This is a genomic window from Mesorhizobium sp. M0998, from assembly GCF_040318885.1.
In the GTDB taxonomy this organism is placed as follows: Bacteria; Pseudomonadota; Alphaproteobacteria; order Rhizobiales; family Rhizobiaceae; genus Mesorhizobium.
Genome location: NZ_JAMYND010000009.1, coordinates 94,676 through 115,461, shown reverse-complemented (window position 1 = coordinate 115,461; position 20,786 = coordinate 94,676). Strand labels below are relative to the sequence as shown.

The following is a 20,786-nucleotide window of genomic DNA, read 5'->3' as shown; positions in this document are numbered from 1 at the left end:
GTTCCCGGTGGCGTCCGCGCATCACCAGAGCACCGGGAACTCCTCGAACCCGCCAGTGATGATCTCCTTGCGCAACTTCAGTTCTTCGGGCGCCACGGCCAGGCGCAGCGCGGGAAAGCGCTGGAAGATCGAACCGAACACCACCTTGAGTTCCAGCCTGGCCAGCGCCGCGCCGATGCAGTAGTGCGGCCCATGGGAGAACGCCAGGTGCGGGTTTTCGTCACGTCCAATGTCGAAGATTTCCGGGTCGTTGAAATGGCGCGGATCGAACGACGTCGCCGGCAGGCCGACCAGCACCTTGCTCTCCGCGGGAACATGCACGCCCGCGATAGTCACGTCGGTCCTCGGATAGCGCATGATGCCGTCCCAGCCCGCGCCCGGCGGGTACATGCGCAGGATTTCCTCCACCGCCTTGTCCACCAGGGATAGATCGCCGACCAGGCGTTCGCGCTGTTGCGGATGGCGGAACATGGCCAGCAGGCCGAATTCGATCTGCGTGACGGTGCTCTCGTGCCCCGCCACCAGCATGCCCGCCGCCAGGCCGATCGCCTCTTCCTCGGTCGCCTTGCCCTGGTCGACCGCCGCGAGCAGATCCGTCAGCAGGTTGTCGCCCGGATCCTGGCGCTTGTCCCGCATCTTGCCGCGAATGTAGGCACGCAGTTCTTCCCAGGCCAAGCGCGACGCGCTGCGCGGGCCGCTTTCATGCTGGTGCGTCATCACCTCGTCCGACAGCCCGGCGAAAAAGGCGTGATCCTCGTAGAGCACGCCCACCAGCGCGCTGATGACCATGCCCGGAAGCGGAAAGGAGAGGTGGCGCCGCAGGTCGGCGGGCTGGGGCTGGGCCGCCAGCGTCTCGAACAACTGCGCGGCGATCGCCTTGACCTGTTGCGCGAGCAGCTTCACCCTGCCGTTGCTGAAGGCCGGCGCCACGATCGCACGTAACCGCGCATGCTCGCCCCCCTCGTGCGAGACCAGCCACCCCGGCGAACCGAGAATCACCGAATCCGGGGTGAATGCCGCCGGCGGCATTCCGGAGGGCCGGAACGCCGCGTCGGACAACACCGCCTTGGCCTCGTCGTAGCCTGTGACCCACCAGCCTTCGTGCCCGGACGGGAAGCGCACGCGGTGGATTGGACCGTTGGCGCGTAGTGCCAACATCTCGGGCGAGGGCTCAATGTGATCGACGCGCCACATCGGCAGCGTCGGCAAAGGTTGTTCGGGCATGGTGGCACTTCACTCTATAGCGATGGAAGGGCGGAAGGTGACCGGCGGGCGCTGCGGCAGCGAATGACCTAAGACGGCATACAGATGACGTCCTCCGACGGCCGGCCTGATTATCAAGATCGGCCAACGTGTAACTGTCTAGGCACACCGCGCGGCGAGATGCAGAACTTTATCCTGCACCATCGATTTCAGGATAAGGTCGGTGTGGTGGGCCTTTGAGCCGCCGCCGGCCAAGATTTCCTGAGCAAGGGTCGACAAGGGCGGCGAGCTGTTGGGTAAGGGCGGTTTCGCCGAGGACCCCCTGCCCATAGACGCTATCCGACGCGGATTTGACATTTTGCTTTTCTTTCTTCGTTCCATTCGTGCCATCCACGAAATGAAAGTCGGTCGGCGGCTCCCGGCCCGCAACGAAGGTGCTTCAAATCTCGTGCCAATTTGGCCGCAGCAGAAAAAGATTGTGGCAGCTTCTCAGCGGCTTAGCCTGAGGCCAGAGAAGAGCTAGGCGAAATAAGCCGGTGTCGCGGGCCAACAAAGGCGACGGAACAGTGTCGGACAGAACGCCTCGGGCGACCTTTAGGTCGGGCTTGCGACATTCTGGTCCAGTTTCGAACATAAGAGGGCGGCAAACAGACACGATTGTGGAATTCGATCCTCACGGAATCAGGGCGCTTGCCGAAGAGCGCGCGCTCATGGTTGCTGCGACAGGCGCGTGTTCGCGATAGCCGTGCCTCCGCACGCAAGAACACGCTAGTGGCACACGCTACGCAATCGCTGCAGTGCCCGCCGGTGTGAGGTAGTGCATCGGCTCGGCTTCCGGTTCGTCTTTGCCCAGCCGGGGCGGAAGCGCCGAATACCCGCACCATACAGCACCGTTGTTGCGTGTGGTGACGAGGCGGTTATAGCGCGCGCCCGATCTTCTAAGACACGGCCTCCGAGAAAAAGGGGGCGGTCCAAAAGCATCTCTATTTGAAATGGCACGCCGCTTGCTGCTCCTGGTCAGAGCCCATCAAAACACGATGAAAGCGACTTGCGCCATGCCCGACACGCGAAGCTCTAGACCGTGGCCTGAGGAGACGGTGCCCGTTCCCGTTGAACATCGGTACATCATCTCCTCCGGAGGTCCCTCCTCGGCGGCCGCTTTGCGCACGACTGGTCCGATGCCGGCACGCCAACACATGGCGCTCGCGCAATTGCCGTTTACCGGTTCTGATCAGCATGTGAGTGCCCAAGAGCCCCGTCAAAGAGCCACCGAAGCCAAGGTCGGCGGGTCACTGGCAAATATCGACAATACGCCGAACCAGCTCAGTAACGCGGGTCTCTTGCGTGAAGTCACATTTGAGGCCTCCACACGCGTCCGATATTGGCTACTTCGGGCCCGCTATCACTTTGTCCCGGGCACGAGCGCGAGCGATGGATGCCGCTTCCGGCGCCATAGCCTTGGAAAGATTGCTCCAGCGGCTCGACAGCCTCCACTTGCTCAGATCGATGGCGTTCGGGTGACGAAGACCAGCAGCCAAGACGTTCCCCTACATCGGGATGGAAAAAGGAGGGTGCGAGCCGCGAGGGCCTCATTTCATCCCCGGCATACGAGCCTTTGCTCGGTATTGCGCCAGCCTCTGCCAGAATCCGGCGCGCCAGTTTTTTCCTGAGGAGCAAGTTGATGACCGTTCAAAAGAAGGTTCCCTTCGTCACCTTTCTCACGCGTGTTCGCGATGAGTCAGTCCAGGGCCCAAATCCATATCGCTGGGAAGAAAAGACATCGGACGACTACTTTGCCGGCAAGCGGGTCATCCTGTTCTCGCTGCCTGGCGCCTTCACGCCGACCTGCTCGACCTACCAATTGCCCCAGTTCGAAGAGCTCTATGATGAGTTTGAGAAGGAGGGAATTGACGCGATTTACTGCCTCTCAGTCAACGACGCCTTCGTCATGAATGCGTGGGGGAAGTCCTTGGGCCTGAAGCAGGTCGAGCTCATCCCCGATGGCTCAGGCGAGTTCACACGCAAAATGGGCATGCTGGTCGCCAAGGACAATCTCGGCTTCGGGATGCGCTCCTGGCGCTACGCCGCCCTGATCAACAATGGCGTGGTGGAGCACTGGTTCGAGGAGGAAGGTTTCTCCGACAACTGCGAGGCCGACCCCTATGGCGTCTCGTCCCCGCAAAACGTTCTCGAAACGCTGAAAGCCGCCGCATGACCTAGAATACGTCTCAGTGGTGCCATTGCCGGCTCCAAGAGGCTCCTCGACAGGATTTTCGCGCTCACCATGCAATCCTCAGCAAGCCTGCTTCAGCGCCAGAAGCAATCCATGGTCGCATCGCCTCAACTCATTGAGTCGATTCGCCTGCTGCAACTGGCGCATACTGAACTGCATCAGTTCGTGGAGCGGGAAATCGAGAAGAACCCGCTTTTGGAATCTGCATCAAGCGATGGCGGGCCTTTTGACGACGTCTCGATTTCGGGAGCGGATCAGCCTGTCGGCCCTGGCGCAAACGCCGTTGAAGGACCGACCGGGGCAGGGTCGCCTGAACGGCTCGGGCAATGGAAATCACTCGGCAACACGACCAACAACCCGCCGGGCAATGGCCCTTCCCTCGACGAGTTTGCCACCCTCGCCGAAACATTGCACGACCATGTCGCTCGTCAGATCGCCCTCACTGCGTTCACACCACAGGAGCGGCTGATCGCTGGCCAGCTTGCCGCCGATCTGGAAGATACTGGCTATCTTCGGGCAAACCTTTTGGAGCTGGCCGAGAGCCTGAATGTCCATGAGGCTGTTGTGGAACGGGTTCTCGGAACCTTGCAGCAATTTGATCCACCGGGAGTTTTTGCGCGAAGTCTCAGAGAATGCCTCGAGATCCAGTTGCGCCAGCGTAACCGGCTCGACCCGGCAATGGCAGCTTTGGTTGCCCATCTTGAAATGCTTGCGCGGCGCGATTTTGAGGCACTGAAGCAGCATTGCGGAGTCGATGAAGAAGACCTTCTCGACATGATGCATGAGATTCGGGCGCTCGATCCCAAGCCTGGGAACCGATTCCAATCCGGTGCGTCTGAATCAATCATACCCGACATCTGGGTCACGCCCTCACCGCAAGGGGGATGGCAGATCGAACTCGATCCCGCCACACTGCCAAAGCTGCTGATCAACCAAAGCTACTATGCCGAAGTCTCGCGTCAAACTGCCCAAAGTGCGAAGGATAAAGTATTTCTCGACGAATGCTTGCAAAACGCGAACTGGCTAATCCGCAGCCTCGATCAGCGCGCCAAGACCATCGTTAAGGTTGCGGCTGAAATCGTGCGTCAGCAGGATGCCTTTTTGGAACATGGCGTCGCCCACCTGCGCCCTCTCAATCTCAGAACCGTCGCTGACGCGATCGGCGTGCACGAGTCGACGGTAAGCCGGGTGACCTCGAACAAGTACATGCTTACCCCGCGCGGCGTCTTTGAACTGAAGTATTTTTTCACCGTCGCAATCGCGTCCTGCCAAGGCGGCGATGCGCACTCAGCCGAAGCTGTCCGCCATCGGATCAAAGCGATGATTGCCGCAGAATCTCACGGTGACGTGCTTTCCGACGAGGACATCGCTGCCCGGCTGAAGGAAACCGGCATCGATGTTGCGCGCCGCACCGTCACAAAATATCGCGAAGCAATGAACATCCCCTCCTCCGTGCAACGCCGCCGGGAAATGCGCTTGTGTTTTTAAATTTGGGTCAAGGCAGCCAACATCAGGTTGCATTGCATCAAAGTGGAGACTTCGTTCATGACCCAATCCGCGGCAGGCGTTGTGGACGCTGTTCTGCACGACCCAGAAAAGCCCGTCCCACCGTCTGGTCCCGCATGGGGTGCGGTCATTTCGCTTTCCTTGGGCACCTTCGGGCTGGTCACGGCAGAGTTTCTGCCTGTTAGCCTGCTCACGCCGCTCGCACATGATCTCGGTATCACCGAGGGAGCGGCTGGACAAGCGATGACGGCGACCGCTATCGTCGGGGCGATCTCGGCGCCGACGGTGGCCATCATCACAAAGCGCCTGGACCGCAGGATCGTCATGTGGGCGATGACGCTGCTGCTGATCCTGTCGGACATTCTGGCGGCCGGCGCGTGGTCGCTGGCGGTTCTCCTGACTGCACGCGTCGTGCTCGGCATAGCGCTCGGAGGCTTCTGGTCGATGTCGGCAACACTGGCGATGCGGCTCGTTCCAAGCCACCTCCTGCCGCGCGCTATGTCGATCATCCTCACCGGCGTTTCCGTGGCTACCGTTTGCGCAGCTCCAATCGGCGCTTATGTCGGCGATATCTGGGGATGGCGAAGCGCCTTCATGCTCGCCGCAGTCGGCGGCGCGGCTACACTGCTGGTGCAACTCATAACCATTCCGAGACTGCCTCCGATTGGAGTGGCTAGCTTCCGCAGCCTGCTGGATGTGGCTAAGATTCCGATGGTCAAGGTCGCGCTTGTGGTCGTCCTGCTGGTCGCTTCCGGCCACTTCGCCGGAATCACTTATATCCGCGCCTTCCTCGAGAAGATTCCCGCGCTTGACGTCGAGACGATCTCGCTTGTGTTGCTTGCTTTTGGCATCGGCGGATTCTTCGGCAATTTGGCCGGCGGGCTTCTAGCGGAGTACAGTCTCAAGGCAGTCGCGGCCCTTGCACCGCTGCTCATAGCGATAGCCGCTGTTTCGCTGCTGACGACGGGAGCATCGGCCTTCGCCTCGGCGATTGCGGTTGCAGCGTGGGGCTTTGCCTTCGGCGCGGTGCCGGTGGGACTACAGACGTGGATGGTGCGGCGGGCCGTTCCCGAGCAGGCCGAAAGCGCCGGTGTGCTGATGGTCGTAGCATTCCAAGTGGCAATCGCAGCCGGCGCGATTTTCGGCGGAGTATTGGTGGACAATGCCGGGATTGCCAGTGCCATTGCCTACAGTGCTGTTGCCACGTTCGCCGCCGCCCTGACAGTGTTCCTGCTCGGCCCGAAGCGCGAAACCTAGACCGCCTGACAGAAGAGGCCTCAGCAGCGCAGCGGGACGAGAGATGCGATGCACAGCGCGGCGCGGCGCGGTCCTCCGCACGATTACGCATGGACCAGCGCAAGCGCCTCGCCGGCTTCACCTCCGGGCCAGGGACCTTCCCCGCCAGACACGCGAACCTCGCCGGCACCGGTTTCCATATTTGGCGACGGTGAGCGCTGCCGGCGCGATGGAACCCTTGCTGGCGGTCATATCCTTCACGACAAGCCGGGATTCTGGACAAGCGACAGCTACGCGCCGGCCATGCCCGTCAGAACGCCGGTGACGATGCCGCTCGATAGCGCAGACAGGTCGCGAATTGCCAGTCGTGTCAACGGCGGCCGGATTATCGTCGACCGCGCGTACCTTGTTTCGGCCGCAGACTATCGTTCGGCAGCTTGATGATGTTGACTACATAGCCTAGGAGCTATATATGACTTGGGAAGTCGTTTTTGGCGATGAGTTCGATGGGGAGTTCGAGGCGTTGCCCCAGACAGTCCAAGATGAGCTATTGGCTTCGGCTAAGCTGCTCGGTGTGTTCGGGCCCCAGCTGGGGCGACCGCATGCGGATACCTTGAATGACTCGTCGTTCGCGAACATGAAAGAACTTCGCTTCGACGCTGATGATGGTGTCTGGCGGGTTGCGTTCGCATTCGATCGGAAGCGGAAGGCGATCCTGCTCGTCGCCGGCGATAAGTCGGGCGTGAGTGAGAAGCGCTTCTATAAAAGTCTGATCGCCAAGGCGGACAAGCGCTATCAAGGGCATCTCGACCGTTTGGCGGCGGCGAAGAAGGAGAAGAAGTGATGGGACGCAAGCTTGATGACCTAATCGCTGCGCTCCCCGAGGATCGTCGGGAGCGGGTCGACGCGCGTTTCGAAGAGTTAAGGGGAGAAGTCGAGAGTCTCGGCGATTTGCGGCGTGCCGCTGGAAAGGCCCAGGCCGAAATCGCTTCGGTCCTCAAGATCAAGCAGCCTTCGGTCTCGAAGATCGAGAAACAAGCCGACATGTACTTGTCTACTCTTAAAAGCTACGTCGAGGCGATCGGGGGGCAACTCGAACTCGTCGTTCGCCTTCCCTCGCGCGCGCCCCTCCGTATAGAGCGGCTCGGCGACGTCGTGGCTCCCAAAGCCGTCTCCGTGCGTAGCGTTAAAAGAGCGGCAGGTGGACGTAATCGCACAAAGGCCGCACGCGCCGGCTGACCTCACTCTGTTTCGGCTAAAGACTACCGATGGTGCGAGATGGTCTCGTCGATGCAAGGGGCGGCAGCTCATCGCTCAATCAGCTTCGCGCCATCACATGGCACGGCTTACTTGGGCAATGCGGCGGGTTCCTGACGCCAGTCAAGGGCCGATTCTGGACGATATGCTCGGAGCCGATCTGGCAGGCGTTCATGCTGCCAAGGTTGCGTTTGCGGCCAACAAGTCCAACGGACACGCCCTGGACGAAATGCGGATCTCGCATGTCCACGAGTACCGCGTCGTACTTACGACCATTGGCACCGAAGACGCCGAGGCCGTTTTAAAACGTTGCCTCCTTGACCGGGAGTTTGGTGCCGAAGCTGCCGTCGGGCTGCAAGTGATCTGGCAGCAGCGGCACGAGCCGATGCCGGAGGGCAAGTTCGGCAATTGGCCCGACTTTGCGCGCGCTGCTACAAACCGCTCCAGAGACCGAGCCCAGACGCGCGATATTGCCGAAGTTCTCATAGCGGCTGCCCACACAGTCAAGGAGGAAGGTTCCCCTAATGACCTGGTACGCGTCGCGCGGTTTGTTGGATGTGCCGTCCTCATGCCTCATGGCGATCGAGCCGCAGAGTTCAATGAAATTCTGATTGGAAACATTACCCATGGTGTAAGGCGCGAGCTAGCGCAACGCATGGTCGTTGGTGGTCTCGTTGTTCCTGCCGACACAATCTTGAGTGGGCTTGAAGCGGTGATGGCCGAATATGGCGATCGTAAATGGATACGAGACCACGAGCTGCCCGCACTTTTCGCTTGGGTCGAGTTGCTGCCGATGTCGGACCGACCAACGGCCTTCTTCGTGGGGCTGGATATGCTCGGGACAAAATTCGATTTCAACAAATGGAATGTACGCAATTTGTTGGGCAGCGCGCGCTATCTCGAGGAGGCCCAGCGGATCGAGTTGCTGCGAGGTCTCGTGACGCGCTATCCTTCTCTGACTACCTTGAGCGAATTGACGCCGAGGGGGACGCGGAAGGCGGTTTTGACGCCGGGCCCCGTCACCCGGACATCTCGTCTGGTTTGCCGTGGCCTGTCGTCGCCAGTTCAAGTCTCAGTATTGTGAACGGCCTTTCGCCGCTCACCGCTACCCGACCACAACGGCAGCGATGCGGCGCGTTCCTGACATTCGGCCTAGGGCCGGACGGTGACCCGCAGCTTTCAGCAGCAACCGTTAGGGTAGCCGCCGTTCGCTGGAGGCTCCTTCGGCAGCGATCGTCTTGGAAGAACTGCCTCGTCTCGGACTCTGCCGTATATTCGGCCACGAATCTGCAATTATTGATGTTGAAAACGATTCAAGCTCCCTAGCCGATGGCGCGGCCTATCTTGTGCGCTTGGTTCAGGCATGCAAAGTACTCCATTCGTTCGCGCTTCCGGCGTTCGCAGATTACTGCGGCTGACACCATCTTTACATGGATTGACCATGAGACTTTCAACCGTCTATGCGCGCTTCTACAAGTCGTTTAACTTCGACCATATCCGCAAGGCGACGCCCTATGCCCAGCCCAAGGGCGATTGGGAAATGTTTCGTGACGCCTGGTATCCCTACGTTGAGGTCGAGTTCGACAGTCGGATTACGACCATCGTCGGCGCGAACGAATCTGGGAAGAGTCACCTTCTGAGTGCGGTCGAGAAGGCCGTGTCAGGGATTGGCTTCGAGCAGCGCGATCTCTGCCGCTACTCGCCTTTCTTCAGCGTGGAGCGGGAGGCGACCTGCTGGCCGCACCTTGGCCTCGGTTGGAGTATGGTCGAGTCGGATGAGGCGGAAGCGATCGCCAACGTCGCCGGCGCAAAAGATGTAAAGTTCGACCGCTTCATGATGTTCAGGGAGACGCCCGAGGCGCTCGACATTTGGATCCCAGACCCCGATAAAGGGTGGAAGAAGCACGTGGTCGAGGCGTCCTCAGTGGCACAACCGCTCGCCGACATCCTGCCGAAGCCCTTCCGTATCATGCCGGACGTCGCCTTACCCGCAGCGGTCCCCCTGCACTGGCTGGCGAATGGGGACGCCCAGCCCAGCAGCATCTCCGACCGCAGACAGCGCACAACGCTGCTCGAAGTCGCCGGCAGCTTCGCGGAGATGCTGGGAGATGATAAGATATTCGCCGCCAACGCTCCCAATATACGGCTGGCGCTGTCACCAATCGCGAACGCCCTCCGCGAGGCTCGCCGCGTAGATGGCGCGGAGAAGTCGCTCGCTCTCGCGCGCGATTTGCTCTTGAAGCTCGGCAACGTCGAGCCGGCTAGGCTGAAGGATCTGCGGGAGGCGATCGCGGACGGCAAGGAGGGCTACGCCAACGCGCTAGTGGAAGCCATTAACGAACAACTGGAGCGCTACCTCAACTTCAAAAAGTGGTGGGTCCAGGACCGTGATTTCTCGCTGAAGGTCACACCGCGCGAACACGAGTTGGTATTCACGATCAGGGACCGTACGGGGACCGAGTATACCTTTGACGAGCGCAGCAGCGGCCTCAAATACTTCCTCTCATATCTCATCCAAGCCCAGTCGCACCGTCCACAGACTGAGCGCGAAAGCCTCTTACTAATGGACGAACCAGATACCTACCTCTCCGCCGAGGCTCAGCAGGACCTCATGAAAGTCCTCCAGGATCTTGCCGACCCTCAGGACGGCCGCCCACCGGTGCAGGTGATCTACGTCACGCACTCGCCGTTCCTGCTGGACAAAAACTACGCCGAGCGTATCCGAGTGCTCGAGAAGGGGCGCGGCTATGATGGCACCCGGGTTGTTCGAAACGTTTCGCGAAACCACTATGAGCCCCTTCGCTCTGCCTTCGGCGCGTTCGTCGGCGAGACGGCCTTCGTGGGGTCAGTCAACTTGCTCGTCGAGGGGATCACGGAGCAGGTGCTTCTCGCCGGAGCCGCCCGAATCATGCGGCAGAGGCGGCCTGGCGTAACGGCCGAGACCCTCGACCTTAACAATCTAGTAATTGTGCCCTGCGGATCGGCGAGCGAGATCCCTTACATGCTCTACCTGATCAGAGGTCGGGATACCGACAAGCCGCCTGTTGTCGCCCTCCTCGACTCTGACCCCGCAGGCAACGATGCGGCCAACCATATGCGGACGGACAAGAAGGCGAAGCGCCTGATCGACAGCCAACATGTCTTGCAGCTGGGAGCACTTGAACTCGCAGACGGCGTCGAGGTGAAGGAGATTGAGGACCTGATCCCCGTTGAACTCGCCACCGCCGCGATGAACGCGTGCATCGGCGAGATCACGCGGTTTCGCGATACGGAAGCTCCTACCATCTCCCTGCAAAGCATTCAGGCCCAGATTGAAACCGGCAAGTCGATGTTCGCCGCCATTCAGGCGGTCGCCAAGGCAGAGAGCGGACATATCGAGAAGCTCGGCTTCGCACGCGCCGTCGTTGAGACAATCGAGCGAGATAAGGGTGAGCTCCAGGGGCCTATCGACATCTTTCTCGAGCGCATGTCCAGCCTCTTCAAGGCTGTAAACAAGGCGAGGCGGCAGGCACAGCGGGAAGCGAACCGCGAACGCCTCGGGGCAATGATCATGCGCTATCACAGGATCTTCATCCGCGATCACAAGAGCAGCGGGACTTGCGAGCAGGGTGCCGAGATCCTCGAGGAGATCCAGAGCCAGCTCGACGACACGCCGCAGTCCGACGACGTCCGCATCCGCATCCAGGTCATCCGCCGCGAGTTCGCCCTGGACGAGGACCCTTCAGCGGCGATACCTCACTTCGAGGCGTTTGTGGAGAGTCTAGCGAATCTCAGATTGCCCATGCAGGAGGTTGTCGAGCCTGACACGACGAGCAAGACCAAAGTGGCCGCATCCATATCGAGCCTATTCAAGGGCGAGGCCGCCTCAACTGAGGCAGTTGAACTCTTAGCCGAAACTAGCCCTTCTGAATTGGTCCAGCCGCCCGCGACTGCTACAAAAAAGACTGCTGCCGGGCAGGCTCCGCCCGCTTCGACGGCTGCCTGACTCGCCCGTCAGATCGAGAGGCGCTGCTGTTCAGCATGGCTCGTGCGTCGGACTGAACTGAAAAAACGTCAGGTTTCCGGATCCGGGGTTGGCGAGTCCAGCGTCCGAGATTGGGCGCATAGCTGCCAATAAGACACGTAGAGTTAAACGCCTTCGTGCTGACGTGAACGACCTGCGAGGTCGCGAGCGTTAGAAATTCGAAGCCTCCTGAATCTATCCTAAATCCGAATCTAGTGACCTAATTTGTCCAACAAGCACACGCAATTCGGGTTGAGGCGTGATCCAGAAAGTTCGAAAAGCTTCCAGGAACCCCAGCGCGCGCCCTGCCGGAACCTGGCCGAGAATGATGGCGGAGCCGGCAGCAACGAAATTGATGGCCACGCCGGAGACAATCTGGCCGCCCCAATGGGTGAGCGAGGCGAAACTGTGCACTAGCGCGAACAATGACGGCGGTGAACCGCGGCCGCCCAGGCGCCGCAACCGCGAGGCAGGCGAGCAGCAACGGCCCGGAGAACACCAGTTGCGCGGCGGCGGTGGTGCGGGTCGCATCCTGCACCGCCATGATGACGGCGCCCGCCGAAGCGAGCATCGCGAGCAATCGGACAGCAGGCACAGCATTCAAATCCTCGAAGGCGTCCGTCGACATTCGACAAGAGACACATGGCGCGGCGCGAGCGCTGGGGCTGTACGACTGACGAAAGCGGCTCTCAATCCGAGGCGATGCCGTTCTTGATCCGCGTGAGGCGGCTTTCGCCTTCCTCCGGGCCGAAGCAGCTTTCGAAATCATTGCAGTCCCGGCAACTGGGGGCGCTGCACAGCGAAAAACCTTCGGCCTCGCAGAGCTTTCGGTAAAAGTATTTTTTCCATTTCATGTTTTGGGTGTTGCCGGCCGCCAGCGTCGGAAAATGCGAGGCGAGCAGGCGGCCGAGGTCGGTTCGATTAAAAAGGCCAAGGTCCTGCCAGAGGTGGTCATTGCGCATGGCACGCCGGGCGATGATCTTGGCGAAGCGGGCGCTCGCCGGGTCGCCATGTCGGGCATGCGCCAGCAGCAGTCCATGCAGAAGTTCTTCTTCCAGATCCGGCTCGGGCTCGCTCACCTCTTTCAAGGCAAACGCGTTGATAGGAAAAGCAGGGAAACAGCGGACCAGGACATCGCGCAACTCGGCGCGCGAAAGTCCGGTTGCCTCCGTCGCCGTCGCCTCGCCGGCCTCGATCTCCTCGAGCGCACGTGAAAGCACACAGGCAAGCACATGCTGGTCGAACCTCCTCTCCAGCTCGATGTGCGGCCATTGGCCGGTGCTGAGCCGGGCATAATGTTGGGCAAATATGGTGCGTTCTCCTGGTTTCGTCCTATCAAATCATGCAGAGACCCGGCCTGCCGCAACATGGGTCGGGCAGTTCTTCGGTATGGCACTCCGGGTCGCCTCGCGTCGAGTAGTTCGGCAATTCTCGTCTGGTCCGTCGGCTCTGACGCAAATTCTGTGATTGGAAGAGGTGTTCGCGAACCCCTGCCCTGCCGTTTGCGCCTCACGGGGAACACTGGCGCCGGAAATGCCCCTGCAGAGTTGGACGTGAACCGTGCGGGACAGAGGTCGCGTGCTGAGTGCGGCCACATGGTTCAAGCCCGCCAGACTCTCGGCTGAATGAGTCCTCAAAGCGCGCAGCGGGTGAGTTCCAGCGCACGTTCAGGACAGGATCGCGCGCCCCGCGATGCAGGCAGTTCCTCCCCTTCCGCAACTTCAATGTCACCGGGCAGGATGTAGCCCTCGTCATCAAGCTTGAAGATGTCCGGCGCTTGCGCCGCGCATCGCGCGTGACCCTGGCATTTGGCCTTTTGGACGATGATGCGCATTGCGCTGCCTCCATTGTCTGTGCCCCGGGTCGGGGCGGGCCTAAGACCAGTCCAGGATCAAATTTTCGATCCCGAACACATGGCCGCCAGAAGTTATCGGTGCCGTACCCTGCTTGATCCTGAAAGCCGGGATGCGCGCCAACCACTCCTCCAGGCCAATGACAATCTCCCGCCGGGCAAGGTGTGAGCCAAGGCAACGGTGGGGACCATAGCCAAACGCTGCGTGGCGGTTGTCCTCCCGCTCCAAATCGATTGTGTTGGGGCATTCGAATTCCGCCGGGTCACGATTGGCAATCATCGTGGCGCAGGAAACATAGTCCCCCTTCCGGATCGGCGCGCCTTCGAAGTCGATATCTTTCGTAGCCACGCGGATCAACTGAATGGGCGGATAGGCCCGCAGCAATTCTTCGGTTGCGAGCGGGATGCGGTCCGGTTCGCTCCGCAGCAATTGCTGATCTTTGAGGTTGCGCGCGAGGTACGCCAAGTCAAAGCCTATAGCTGCTGCGACCGTGTCGAGCCCAGCGACGAAGACAAGCACGCCGATGCCGCGGACTTGGGTGTCCGTCAGCCGGCGGCCCTCGACCCGTGCCTGCACGATAAAGCTCATGAAATCGTCAACCGCCTCCTGGCGGCGCATGGCTGCAAGTTCGTCGATGAATGCCACGATCGTCCGGGCAGCCACAGGTCGTTCCTTATCGTCGCCGTGGAGCAGATCTTTCCCCCAGCCGACGAATGTATCGAGTCGGTCATCGGGCAACCCCAGAAAGCGAAGAAAGGTGCTCACCGCGAAAGGAAAGGCAAAATCCTTCATCACGTCGCAGCTTGTGCCCGACGCGGCGATCCTTTCGATCAGCTCGACCGCCCGTTCGCGGACAGCCGGTTCCAAAGCCAACACCCGCTTTGGCGAAAGCAGCGGATTGAGCAGTGAGCGAAAGACGCCATGGGCCGGTGGATCGAGCTCAAGCGGGATCGTCGGCCAGTTTTCACCCAGTATGGAGGAGAAGATGCTGCGATGGCTGGAAAAAGTCTCTGCGTCCTGCAGCACCTTCCGCTGGTCCGCGGCACGGGTGATGACCCAGGTACCCCGGCCATCTTGCGTGTTGTAGCGGGAGTAAAAGATCGGAGGCCCGTCATGTACGCAAGCGACAGCTGCGTGTGGATCCCCGTTGGGTGTTGGTGGCATCCCTGGCGATGTAAACAGGCTGAAGTCCCTCACCATTTCGGGCGGGACATGATCTGGAACGGGGTTGGTCGCCATTTTGTTTTCTCTACATTGGCGTTCATGGCTCGATTGAGATTGCACCGCTGTTCATAAAGTCGATTTCCAGCATGGGCACGTCTCTTGTCGGGCGCCTTCTAGATTCTGTCGCTTGATACAGCCCACCTGCACCAGCGCGGATGAGATCGGTTGCGAAGTCGATCAGAAGGGGCATCTCCGCCGCGCTGCGGGCATGAAGCAAAGCCGCCGCTTATCCCCGTTAGGGTTGAGAGGCTGGTCAATCACCTCTGAGCTCCGTGACGCACTGCTGATGCCCTGCTGATCAAATTCTCGAAGCAAGTCGCGTGCCGGATAGGCGTACCCATGGCGCTGCACCAAGCAATGCCAGCCTGCACTAGGCCCGCCGCTGATGATCACGTGTCCATCATTCTTAGGACAACGTCCGACAACCGACATCCGTGGTCGGTTTTGTCGAGTCCGCGACATCGGGCTGTTCGGCTTGGCTGCTGCTGCACAGCCTTCCGGTCGACGAGCGAGGAGATCGCTCGCACGGCCCGGATTGAGCAACGACGCGATCCAGCGCAAGGTTCGGGTGCGGTCCGACAAGACCCGGCCGCGCTTCCGCTTCGGTTCGGCGCTGATGGCATATGCGTTGTTGTAGCCGCTGCAAGGATTTCCGGTCAGACGAGCGATGCACTCGTGCGCAGCGATCCGGCCGGCGACGGGCCTGACTGTATCGATGCGGTCAATTCCGGCGTGCACACCTGACCGTGCGTATGCGCTAACACGGCAAGCTCTATCGCACATGGACCTATATTTCCTCGCGAGCCGCTGTCGGAACGTGGTGCCGAGCCCTATGGCGGCCGGTTCAATCCGAGGGCCTGTCGGCACTCTACACATCCCTGTCAGTCGGACCCGGTACGCGTGGCAGACTCTCGGCCAGAAACCGCCAGTCGCTGCGCTCGCGTTCGCCTTCCTTGCGCGTGCCGAAGAACTGGATGATCATCTTGCCGTCGGCGCCATAGGCTTCAACGGACGTGACGTGACCGTCCCTCGTCGGCTTGCGCACGGCCCAGACCTCGCGGATGTGATGAGTCCTAAGATGCAGATGGAAGGTCTCGTCGAGCACATTGATCCGCGGCCCGATCTGCTTGACCGACTTGATCGGGCCGGAATGGATCTGGATGCAACCACGATTGCCGACAAAGCACATGATCGGCATCTCGTCTTCGGCCGCCTGTTGGAACAGGGCGCCAACGGCATCATTGTCGAGCAGCCAGGCGTAATCCTCGTCGGCCATACGCATCGCCTGGCAGCGGCTGAGCTTCAGTGTCTTCAACATATGGTAGAACTGATGCACGTCGCTCAGCCGGCTCCAGTGCTCGCGTAGGTCGTCGACCGTGGCGGCTTGGTCTGGACTCACTGCGTTATCGCGCGCCCCGCTCGCCTCGACCGATATGATCGGCTCCTGGTCGGAGGATACGAGCTCTGCCGCCAGATTCTGGTAGGCGTGCAGGTTCGAGGCGGGCCTGAGATGTACTTTGTGCATCGCCTCGCCGGTGGCATCAAAGAATTGCAGGCTGCGGCGGATCTCGGCTCCCTCGCGCTTCTCGACGGCGAAGCCATACGCCCACGCTTTCGGGAAGATGCGCAGGTCGATCTCGTCGCCGAGCACCATGGCATGCGGGTTGCCGGTGACCACTTTGTCGTAGACGCCGATCTTTTGGTGCACGGCACTTTGGTTGCGGGTGACCGCCATCACCTCGCCGACCGCTTCGAGGCCGGTCAGCAGATCATCGACGCGCGGCTCGATGCGCACCGCGCCGTGACCACAATGCGCCGCGACCAATTCGGCTTCCGAAATGCCCAATCGAGCGGCGAGATCATGCTCCCGGATTTTCGGATTGTCTTCGCACGCCCGCCGGATTTCGTCCGGCGACGGTTTCTCGCGCTGGTCCATGTCTTACCCCTGCTTCCACCTACGTGTGAGGATCAGCTGCCCTGCCGGTGAATCTTCAGCCGATCGGGCGCGCCGTAATGCTCGACCCTGATCTGCTGCTGGCCCGTGAACAAAGTGTCGCTGGACAGCGTGCGCACGTCGTCGCACCCGCGCGAAAACCGGGGGTGCTATCGGAGCGGCGAGACCCGAGTGACACGTGCAGGCACATGCCGATGGAATCTCATCGAGCCGGTCGGTGGCCACCGGGCGGTGGTGAGCGATTGTGGGTGTTGTCGCAATCGGCCAATCGGTCATTCGGATGCCACGGGCGGCGCTGCTTCGCCAAACAAAGCGTGTCTGACCCAGTCCTGACATGTTGCTCCCTTGCTTCGCCGCATCGATCGCGAGGGCACCCACGACACGATTGTGGATCGGCAGTCTCTTGCCGCCTCGCCAGTGGAGCTTCAAAAACCGTGCCAATTGCGCCGAAGCAGCTCAGAAGGAGTCTTCTGTAATGGTCATTGGTTTAATGTGAGTTCAGCCAACAACTCAGGCCCAACATCCCGCGTGGCGGACCCGACAAACCCGACAGTACGTGTCGGTTGGCCGACACCTTCGCAGCAATGGACTCACAAGAACCACCGCAGGGTCAGAGATGCCGCGCTGTGTTGAAACGGTTTTCGCTTTGGCACGGTGCATGCAGCGTGATGCGCAAGCAGGTCCCGGACTGAGGAGAATGGAGCCATGATTACGCTCACCGACAACGCTGTTGCCGCCATCAAGACTGCTCTTTCCCGCGCCAGCGAGCCGGCGGAAGGCTTTCGCATCATGGTCCAGGCCGGCGGCTGCACCGGCTTCAAATACTTAATGGGCCTGGAGAGCGTGTCGCGCGAGGGCGACGCGATCACCGAGACAGATGGGATCAAGCTGTTCGTGGACGCGGGCTCCCAACCCCATGTCGCCGGCATGACCGTCGACTTCCTCACCGGGCTCGAATCTTCCGGCTTTGTCTTCGATAACCCCAACGCGCGCGAGAAGTGCGGCTGCGGCAAGTCCTTCAGTTGATCGCCCGAAGCGCCTGTGCGGGTCCATGAAGCGATTGCCGCCAACGGACTCTTTTGCGGAAGAGGAGGCTTACATGGCCGGCACAACAGATGTCCCCGTCCTCAACAACAAGGCAAGGTCAAAGCCGATCTCGGGACCGGCAATCGCTTCCGGTAGGATGCAAAGAACGTCGCCTGCCGAAACAGTTCGGTTCCTGGTGGCACCCGAGCTGCTGGCGGCCAAATCGCGCCGCTGCGCCAAATTCGGCTTATCGATAACGTTGTCGTGTTCGGGCGTCCTTACCTGCGGGCTGACGGCGGCCACTGCGGACTTGGCCATGTCGACGCCGATCCGGTCTACGTCAAACTCTCGGGCGTCCGCGCCGGCTGCCAGTTCGGGCCCATCATCATCAACGGCATACGCCAGAGGCTCAATGAGGCGGTCGCGCGCTCGCGTCATTCCGGTCAACTGAGGATCGCACATGAAACCTGTCTACCTCGACAACAACGCAACCACACGGGTCGATCCTGGGGTCGTGCAAGCGATGTTGCCGTTCTTTAGGGATCAATTCGGCAACCCTTCGTCGGCGCATGCTCTCGGCGCCTCAGTCAGTGCGGCGGTGAGAAAGGCGCGGAGGCAGTTGCAAGCTCTGATCGGCGCGGAGTTCGACGATGAGATCACCTTCACCTCGGGTGGGACAGAAAGCGACAATGCAGCGCTTCTTTCGGCGCTCGAGGCGGCGCCCAACCGAACCGAGATCGTGACGTCCGCGGTCGAGCATCCCGCCGTGCTGACGCTCTGCGCGCATATTGAGAAGACCCGCCGCGTCAAGGTGCACAGGATCCCGGTGGATTGCCGTGGCCGGCTCGACCTCGACGCCTATATGGCCGCCCTCACCCCACAGGTGGCAATCGTCTCGATAATGTGGGCGAACAATGAGACTGGTGTGATCTTCCCCGTGGCCAGGCTTGCCGAGTTGGCCAAGGAAGTGGGCGCCCTTTTCCATACCGATGCTGTGCAGGCGGTCGGCAAGCTTCCGATGGACCTGAAGTCGACCGCAATCGACATGCTGTCGCTCTCCGGCCACAAGCTGCACGGGCCGAAAGGGATCGGCGCGCTTTTCGTAAAACGTGGCGTCAATTTCCACTCGCTGATCAAGGGGGGCAACCAAGAACACAACCGGCGTGCTGGCACCGAGAATACGCCCGGCATAGTCGGGCTCGGCATGGCGGCCGAACTCGCCTTGAAATTCATGGACGACGAGACCACACGGGTAAAGTCGCTCCGCGACCGTTTAGAGGACGGGATTCTCCAGCGCATCCCAGGCACCTGTGTCACTGGAGATCCCCTGGAACGGTTGCCCAACACCGCAAACATCTCCTTCGAACATGTCGAAAGTGATGGAATTCCACTCCTCCTCAGCCGCGTGGGCATCGCGTGTTCCTCCGGCTCTGCCTGCACCTCCGGCTCTCTGGAACCGAGCCATGTCCTGAGCGCGATGAAAACGCCACACGCGGCAGTCCGCTTCTCCTTGGCGCGGGACAACGGCGAAGCGGACGTCGACCGGGTGCTCGAGGTCATGCCGGCAATCGTGGAGAAGCTGCGTGGCTTTCCCAGTTCTGGGCCGGGTAAGCGAAGCTCCGAAGACGTTCAATCCGGTCTATGCCTGAGCGGCAGCAGAACCGGCTACCGTTCATGACCCGTCATGTCTTTCTCAACGATACGACCTTGCGCGATGGCGAGCAGGCGCCCGGCGTCGCCTTTACCACGACGGAAAAGCAGGAGATCGCCGAGTCTCTTGCGGCGGCCGGCGTCACAGAGATCGAGATCGGCACGCCGGTCATGGGCGCCGACGAGATCGAAACAATTCGCGCCGTGGTCGCGCGGTGTCTCCCGGTTCGGCTCATGGCCTGGTGCCGGATGACGTCGCTGGATCTCGATGCAGCGATCGAGAGCGGCGTCCACGCCGTCAATCTATCGCTGCCTGCGTCGGACATCCAACTTGCCGCCAAGCTCGGCCTCGATGAGGCGGGAGCGCTCCAGGTCATCGAACATATGGTCAGGCGCGCAGCCGCCGCCGGCTTCTTCGTCGCGGTGGGCTGCGAGGATGCCTCGCGGGCCAATCGGGATCATCTCGCCCGCGTCATCGAGACGGCTGCACACGCCGGCGCAAGCCGCGTCAGGCTAGCCGACACAGTCGGCGTTCTCGACCCGTTTTCGACCTTCGAACTTGTCGCCCAGCTTGTGGCGCAGTCTCCAATCGACCTTGAATTTCATGCGCACAACGATCTCGGACTTGCTGCCGCCAACACGCTGGCCGCGATCCGCGCAGGCGCGCGCCATGCGTCCGTCACCGTCCTGGGGCTCGGCGAGCGTGCGGGCAATGCCGCGCTGGAAGAGGTGGCCGCCGCGATGGCGGTCTTCGACGGCGCGGATACCGGCATCGAGCTGACCGCATTGCCCGACCTCGCCGCCCAGGTGGCTTGGGCCGCCCGCCGGCAGACCGCGGCCATTAAGCCGGTCGTCGGCGCCGATGTTTTCACCCACGAATCCGGCATTCACGTCGCAGGGCTGCTGAAGGACTCGCGTACTTATCAAGGGCTCGATCCGGCTCTCGTGGGCCGCTGCCGGCGTATCGTCATCGGCAAGCATTCCGGCGCCACTGCGATTGCCCATGTGCTGAGCGAAAGCGGTCGCGATCTCGACCCGGATCTGGCAGCCGCGATGGTGGCCCGCGTCCGGCGCGAGGCGGCCGAGACCAAATCGACCGTCACTGCAACTCAACTGGTCGAGCTCTACGATGGAATGTGCAGCGAGGCATCCCTCGCGGAGCTGTGCGGGTCCAGGTCAGCCGTGCGCGAGCGCACCGACACCACAGTTTTCCGACCAGGGAGAATGCAATGAATTGTTCCGCTGACAGCCGCCCCATCGACGTCACCGACATCCTCGCACGACTGAAGCGCCTGTCGGCTGCGGAGGAGTTCTTTGCAGTCCTTGGCGTCTCCTATGACCCGAAAGTGCTGAATGTCTCGCGGCTCCACATCATGAAGCGCGTGGGCCAATACCTTGCCGAAGAAGATTTCTCCGGTCTGCCCGACCAGGTGATTGCCGCGCGGGTGCGGGCGACGCTCGAACGCGCTTACGAGGACTTCGCGATTTCCTCGCCGCTCACGCATCGGGTCTTCAAGGTGCTCAAAGACCACGATCCGAACAAACCTGCCACGCCGGGCCGCACCTTTGTCCCGTTCGACTCCGTACTGAAGCGGTTCGGACAGGAATGACCGCGACACGGGTCGCGACGCGACAATGTCG

At 61.1% G+C, this 20,786-nt stretch carries 18 protein-coding genes and 1 pseudogene; 13 read left to right on the top strand and 6 right to left on the bottom strand.

Annotation, left to right across the window (positions count from 1 at the left end; all coding sequences use genetic code 11):
* Window positions 1-21: 21 nt before the first annotated feature.
* Window positions 22-1,224, bottom strand: coding sequence for a cytochrome P450 (locus tag NKH59_RS11205; RefSeq protein ID WP_353021833.1), 1,203 nt, complete (start codon window positions 1,222-1,224; stop codon window positions 22-24).
* Between the two features lie 1,660 nt (window positions 1,225-2,884).
* Between NKH59_RS11205 and NKH59_RS11200 the strand changes: the two genes are divergently transcribed.
* The 8 genes from NKH59_RS11200 (at window position 2,885) to NKH59_RS11165 (ending at window position 11,420) form a co-directional block, all read left to right on the top strand.
* Complete coding sequence (locus NKH59_RS11200; RefSeq protein ID WP_352516037.1) at window positions 2,885-3,418, top strand: peroxiredoxin; 534 nt, start codon at window positions 2,885-2,887, stop codon at window positions 3,416-3,418.
* 69 nt (window positions 3,419-3,487) lie between these two features.
* Complete coding sequence (gene rpoN / locus NKH59_RS11195) at window positions 3,488-4,924, top strand: RNA polymerase factor sigma-54 (protein WP_353021830.1); 1,437 nt, start codon at window positions 3,488-3,490, stop codon at window positions 4,922-4,924.
* A 57-nt stretch (window positions 4,925-4,981) separates the two neighbouring features.
* Entirely contained in the window at window positions 4,982-6,199 is a 1,218-nt protein-coding gene (locus tag NKH59_RS11190; RefSeq protein WP_353021828.1) for an MFS transporter, read from the top strand.
* A gap of 451 nt (window positions 6,200-6,650) precedes the next feature.
* A complete protein-coding gene (locus NKH59_RS11180) occupies window positions 6,651-7,022 on the top strand; it encodes a type II toxin-antitoxin system RelE/ParE family toxin (RefSeq protein ID WP_352554126.1) in 372 nt (123 codons plus the stop codon).
* Window positions 7,022-7,417 carry an XRE family transcriptional regulator gene (locus NKH59_RS11175; protein ID WP_023801991.1) on the top strand — a complete coding sequence of 132 codons (396 nt, stop codon included), beginning with the start codon at window positions 7,022-7,024 and terminating at the stop codon, window positions 7,415-7,417. Before NKH59_RS11180 ends, NKH59_RS11175 begins: the two co-directional genes overlap by 1 nt.
* A gap of 163 nt (window positions 7,418-7,580) precedes the next feature.
* The gene (locus NKH59_RS11170; protein ID WP_353021825.1) at window positions 7,581-8,519 is read left to right on the top strand and encodes a hypothetical protein; all 939 of its coding nucleotides are present in this window, start codon (window positions 7,581-7,583) and stop codon (window positions 8,517-8,519) included.
* Entirely contained in the window at window positions 8,408-8,761 is a 354-nt protein-coding gene (locus NKH59_RS33500) for a hypothetical protein (RefSeq protein ID WP_502900099.1), read from the top strand. Before NKH59_RS11170 ends, NKH59_RS33500 begins: the two co-directional genes overlap by 112 nt.
* 115 nt (window positions 8,762-8,876) lie before the next feature.
* Window positions 8,877-11,420, top strand: coding sequence for an AAA family ATPase (locus NKH59_RS11165; protein ID WP_353021822.1), 2,544 nt, complete (start codon window positions 8,877-8,879; stop codon window positions 11,418-11,420).
* A gap of 333 nt (window positions 11,421-11,753) precedes the next feature.
* On the opposite strand, the pseudogene NKH59_RS11160 reads toward NKH59_RS11165, so the two are convergent.
* The 5 genes and pseudogenes from NKH59_RS11160 to NKH59_RS11135 all read right to left on the bottom strand — a co-directional run.
* Window positions 11,754-11,861, bottom strand: a pseudogene (locus NKH59_RS11160) (ABC transporter permease); the annotation flags it as partial.
* A gap of 266 nt (window positions 11,862-12,127) precedes the next feature.
* Window positions 12,128-12,748 carry a nitrogen fixation protein NifQ gene (locus tag NKH59_RS11155; protein WP_352988307.1) on the bottom strand — a complete coding sequence of 207 codons (621 nt, stop codon included), beginning with the start codon at window positions 12,746-12,748 and terminating at the stop codon, window positions 12,128-12,130.
* A gap of 323 nt (window positions 12,749-13,071) precedes the next feature.
* A complete protein-coding gene (locus NKH59_RS11150; RefSeq protein ID WP_352491466.1) occupies window positions 13,072-13,272 on the bottom strand; it encodes a ferredoxin in 201 nt (66 codons plus the stop codon).
* Between the two features lie 40 nt (window positions 13,273-13,312).
* The gene (locus NKH59_RS11145; protein WP_352480501.1) at window positions 13,313-14,530 is read right to left on the bottom strand and encodes a cytochrome P450; all 1,218 of its coding nucleotides are present in this window, start codon (window positions 14,528-14,530) and stop codon (window positions 13,313-13,315) included.
* A gap of 853 nt (window positions 14,531-15,383) precedes the next feature.
* Window positions 15,384-16,451 (bottom strand): hemin-degrading factor, encoded by a 1,068-nt coding sequence (locus NKH59_RS11135; protein WP_352480502.1) that lies wholly within the window; start codon window positions 16,449-16,451, stop codon window positions 15,384-15,386.
* A 723-nt stretch (window positions 16,452-17,174) separates the two neighbouring features.
* Between NKH59_RS11135 and NKH59_RS11130 the strand changes: the two genes are divergently transcribed.
* From NKH59_RS11130 to nifW, 5 genes are all read left to right on the top strand, one after another.
* Window positions 17,175-17,495: a HesB/IscA family protein gene (locus tag NKH59_RS11130; RefSeq protein WP_353021819.1), complete on the top strand. Its 321-nt coding sequence runs from the start codon at window positions 17,175-17,177 to the stop codon at window positions 17,493-17,495.
* A gap of 264 nt (window positions 17,496-17,759) precedes the next feature.
* Window positions 17,760-18,035: a NifU family protein gene (locus tag NKH59_RS11125; protein ID WP_353021816.1), complete on the top strand. Its 276-nt coding sequence runs from the start codon at window positions 17,760-17,762 to the stop codon at window positions 18,033-18,035.
* Window positions 17,956-19,173, top strand: a complete 1,218-nt coding sequence (nifS, locus tag NKH59_RS11120; RefSeq protein WP_353021813.1) for a cysteine desulfurase NifS — start codon at window positions 17,956-17,958, stop codon at window positions 19,171-19,173. The genes NKH59_RS11125 and nifS overlap by 80 nt, the downstream gene beginning before the upstream one ends.
* Complete coding sequence (gene nifV, locus NKH59_RS11115; RefSeq protein ID WP_353021810.1) at window positions 19,170-20,378, top strand: homocitrate synthase; 1,209 nt, start codon at window positions 19,170-19,172, stop codon at window positions 20,376-20,378. The genes nifS and nifV overlap by 4 nt, the downstream gene beginning before the upstream one ends.
* Window positions 20,375-20,755, top strand: coding sequence for a nitrogenase stabilizing/protective protein NifW (gene nifW, locus NKH59_RS11110; protein ID WP_352491471.1), 381 nt, complete (start codon window positions 20,375-20,377; stop codon window positions 20,753-20,755). Before nifV ends, nifW begins: the two co-directional genes overlap by 4 nt.
* The last annotated feature ends 31 nt before the right edge of the window (window positions 20,756-20,786 follow it).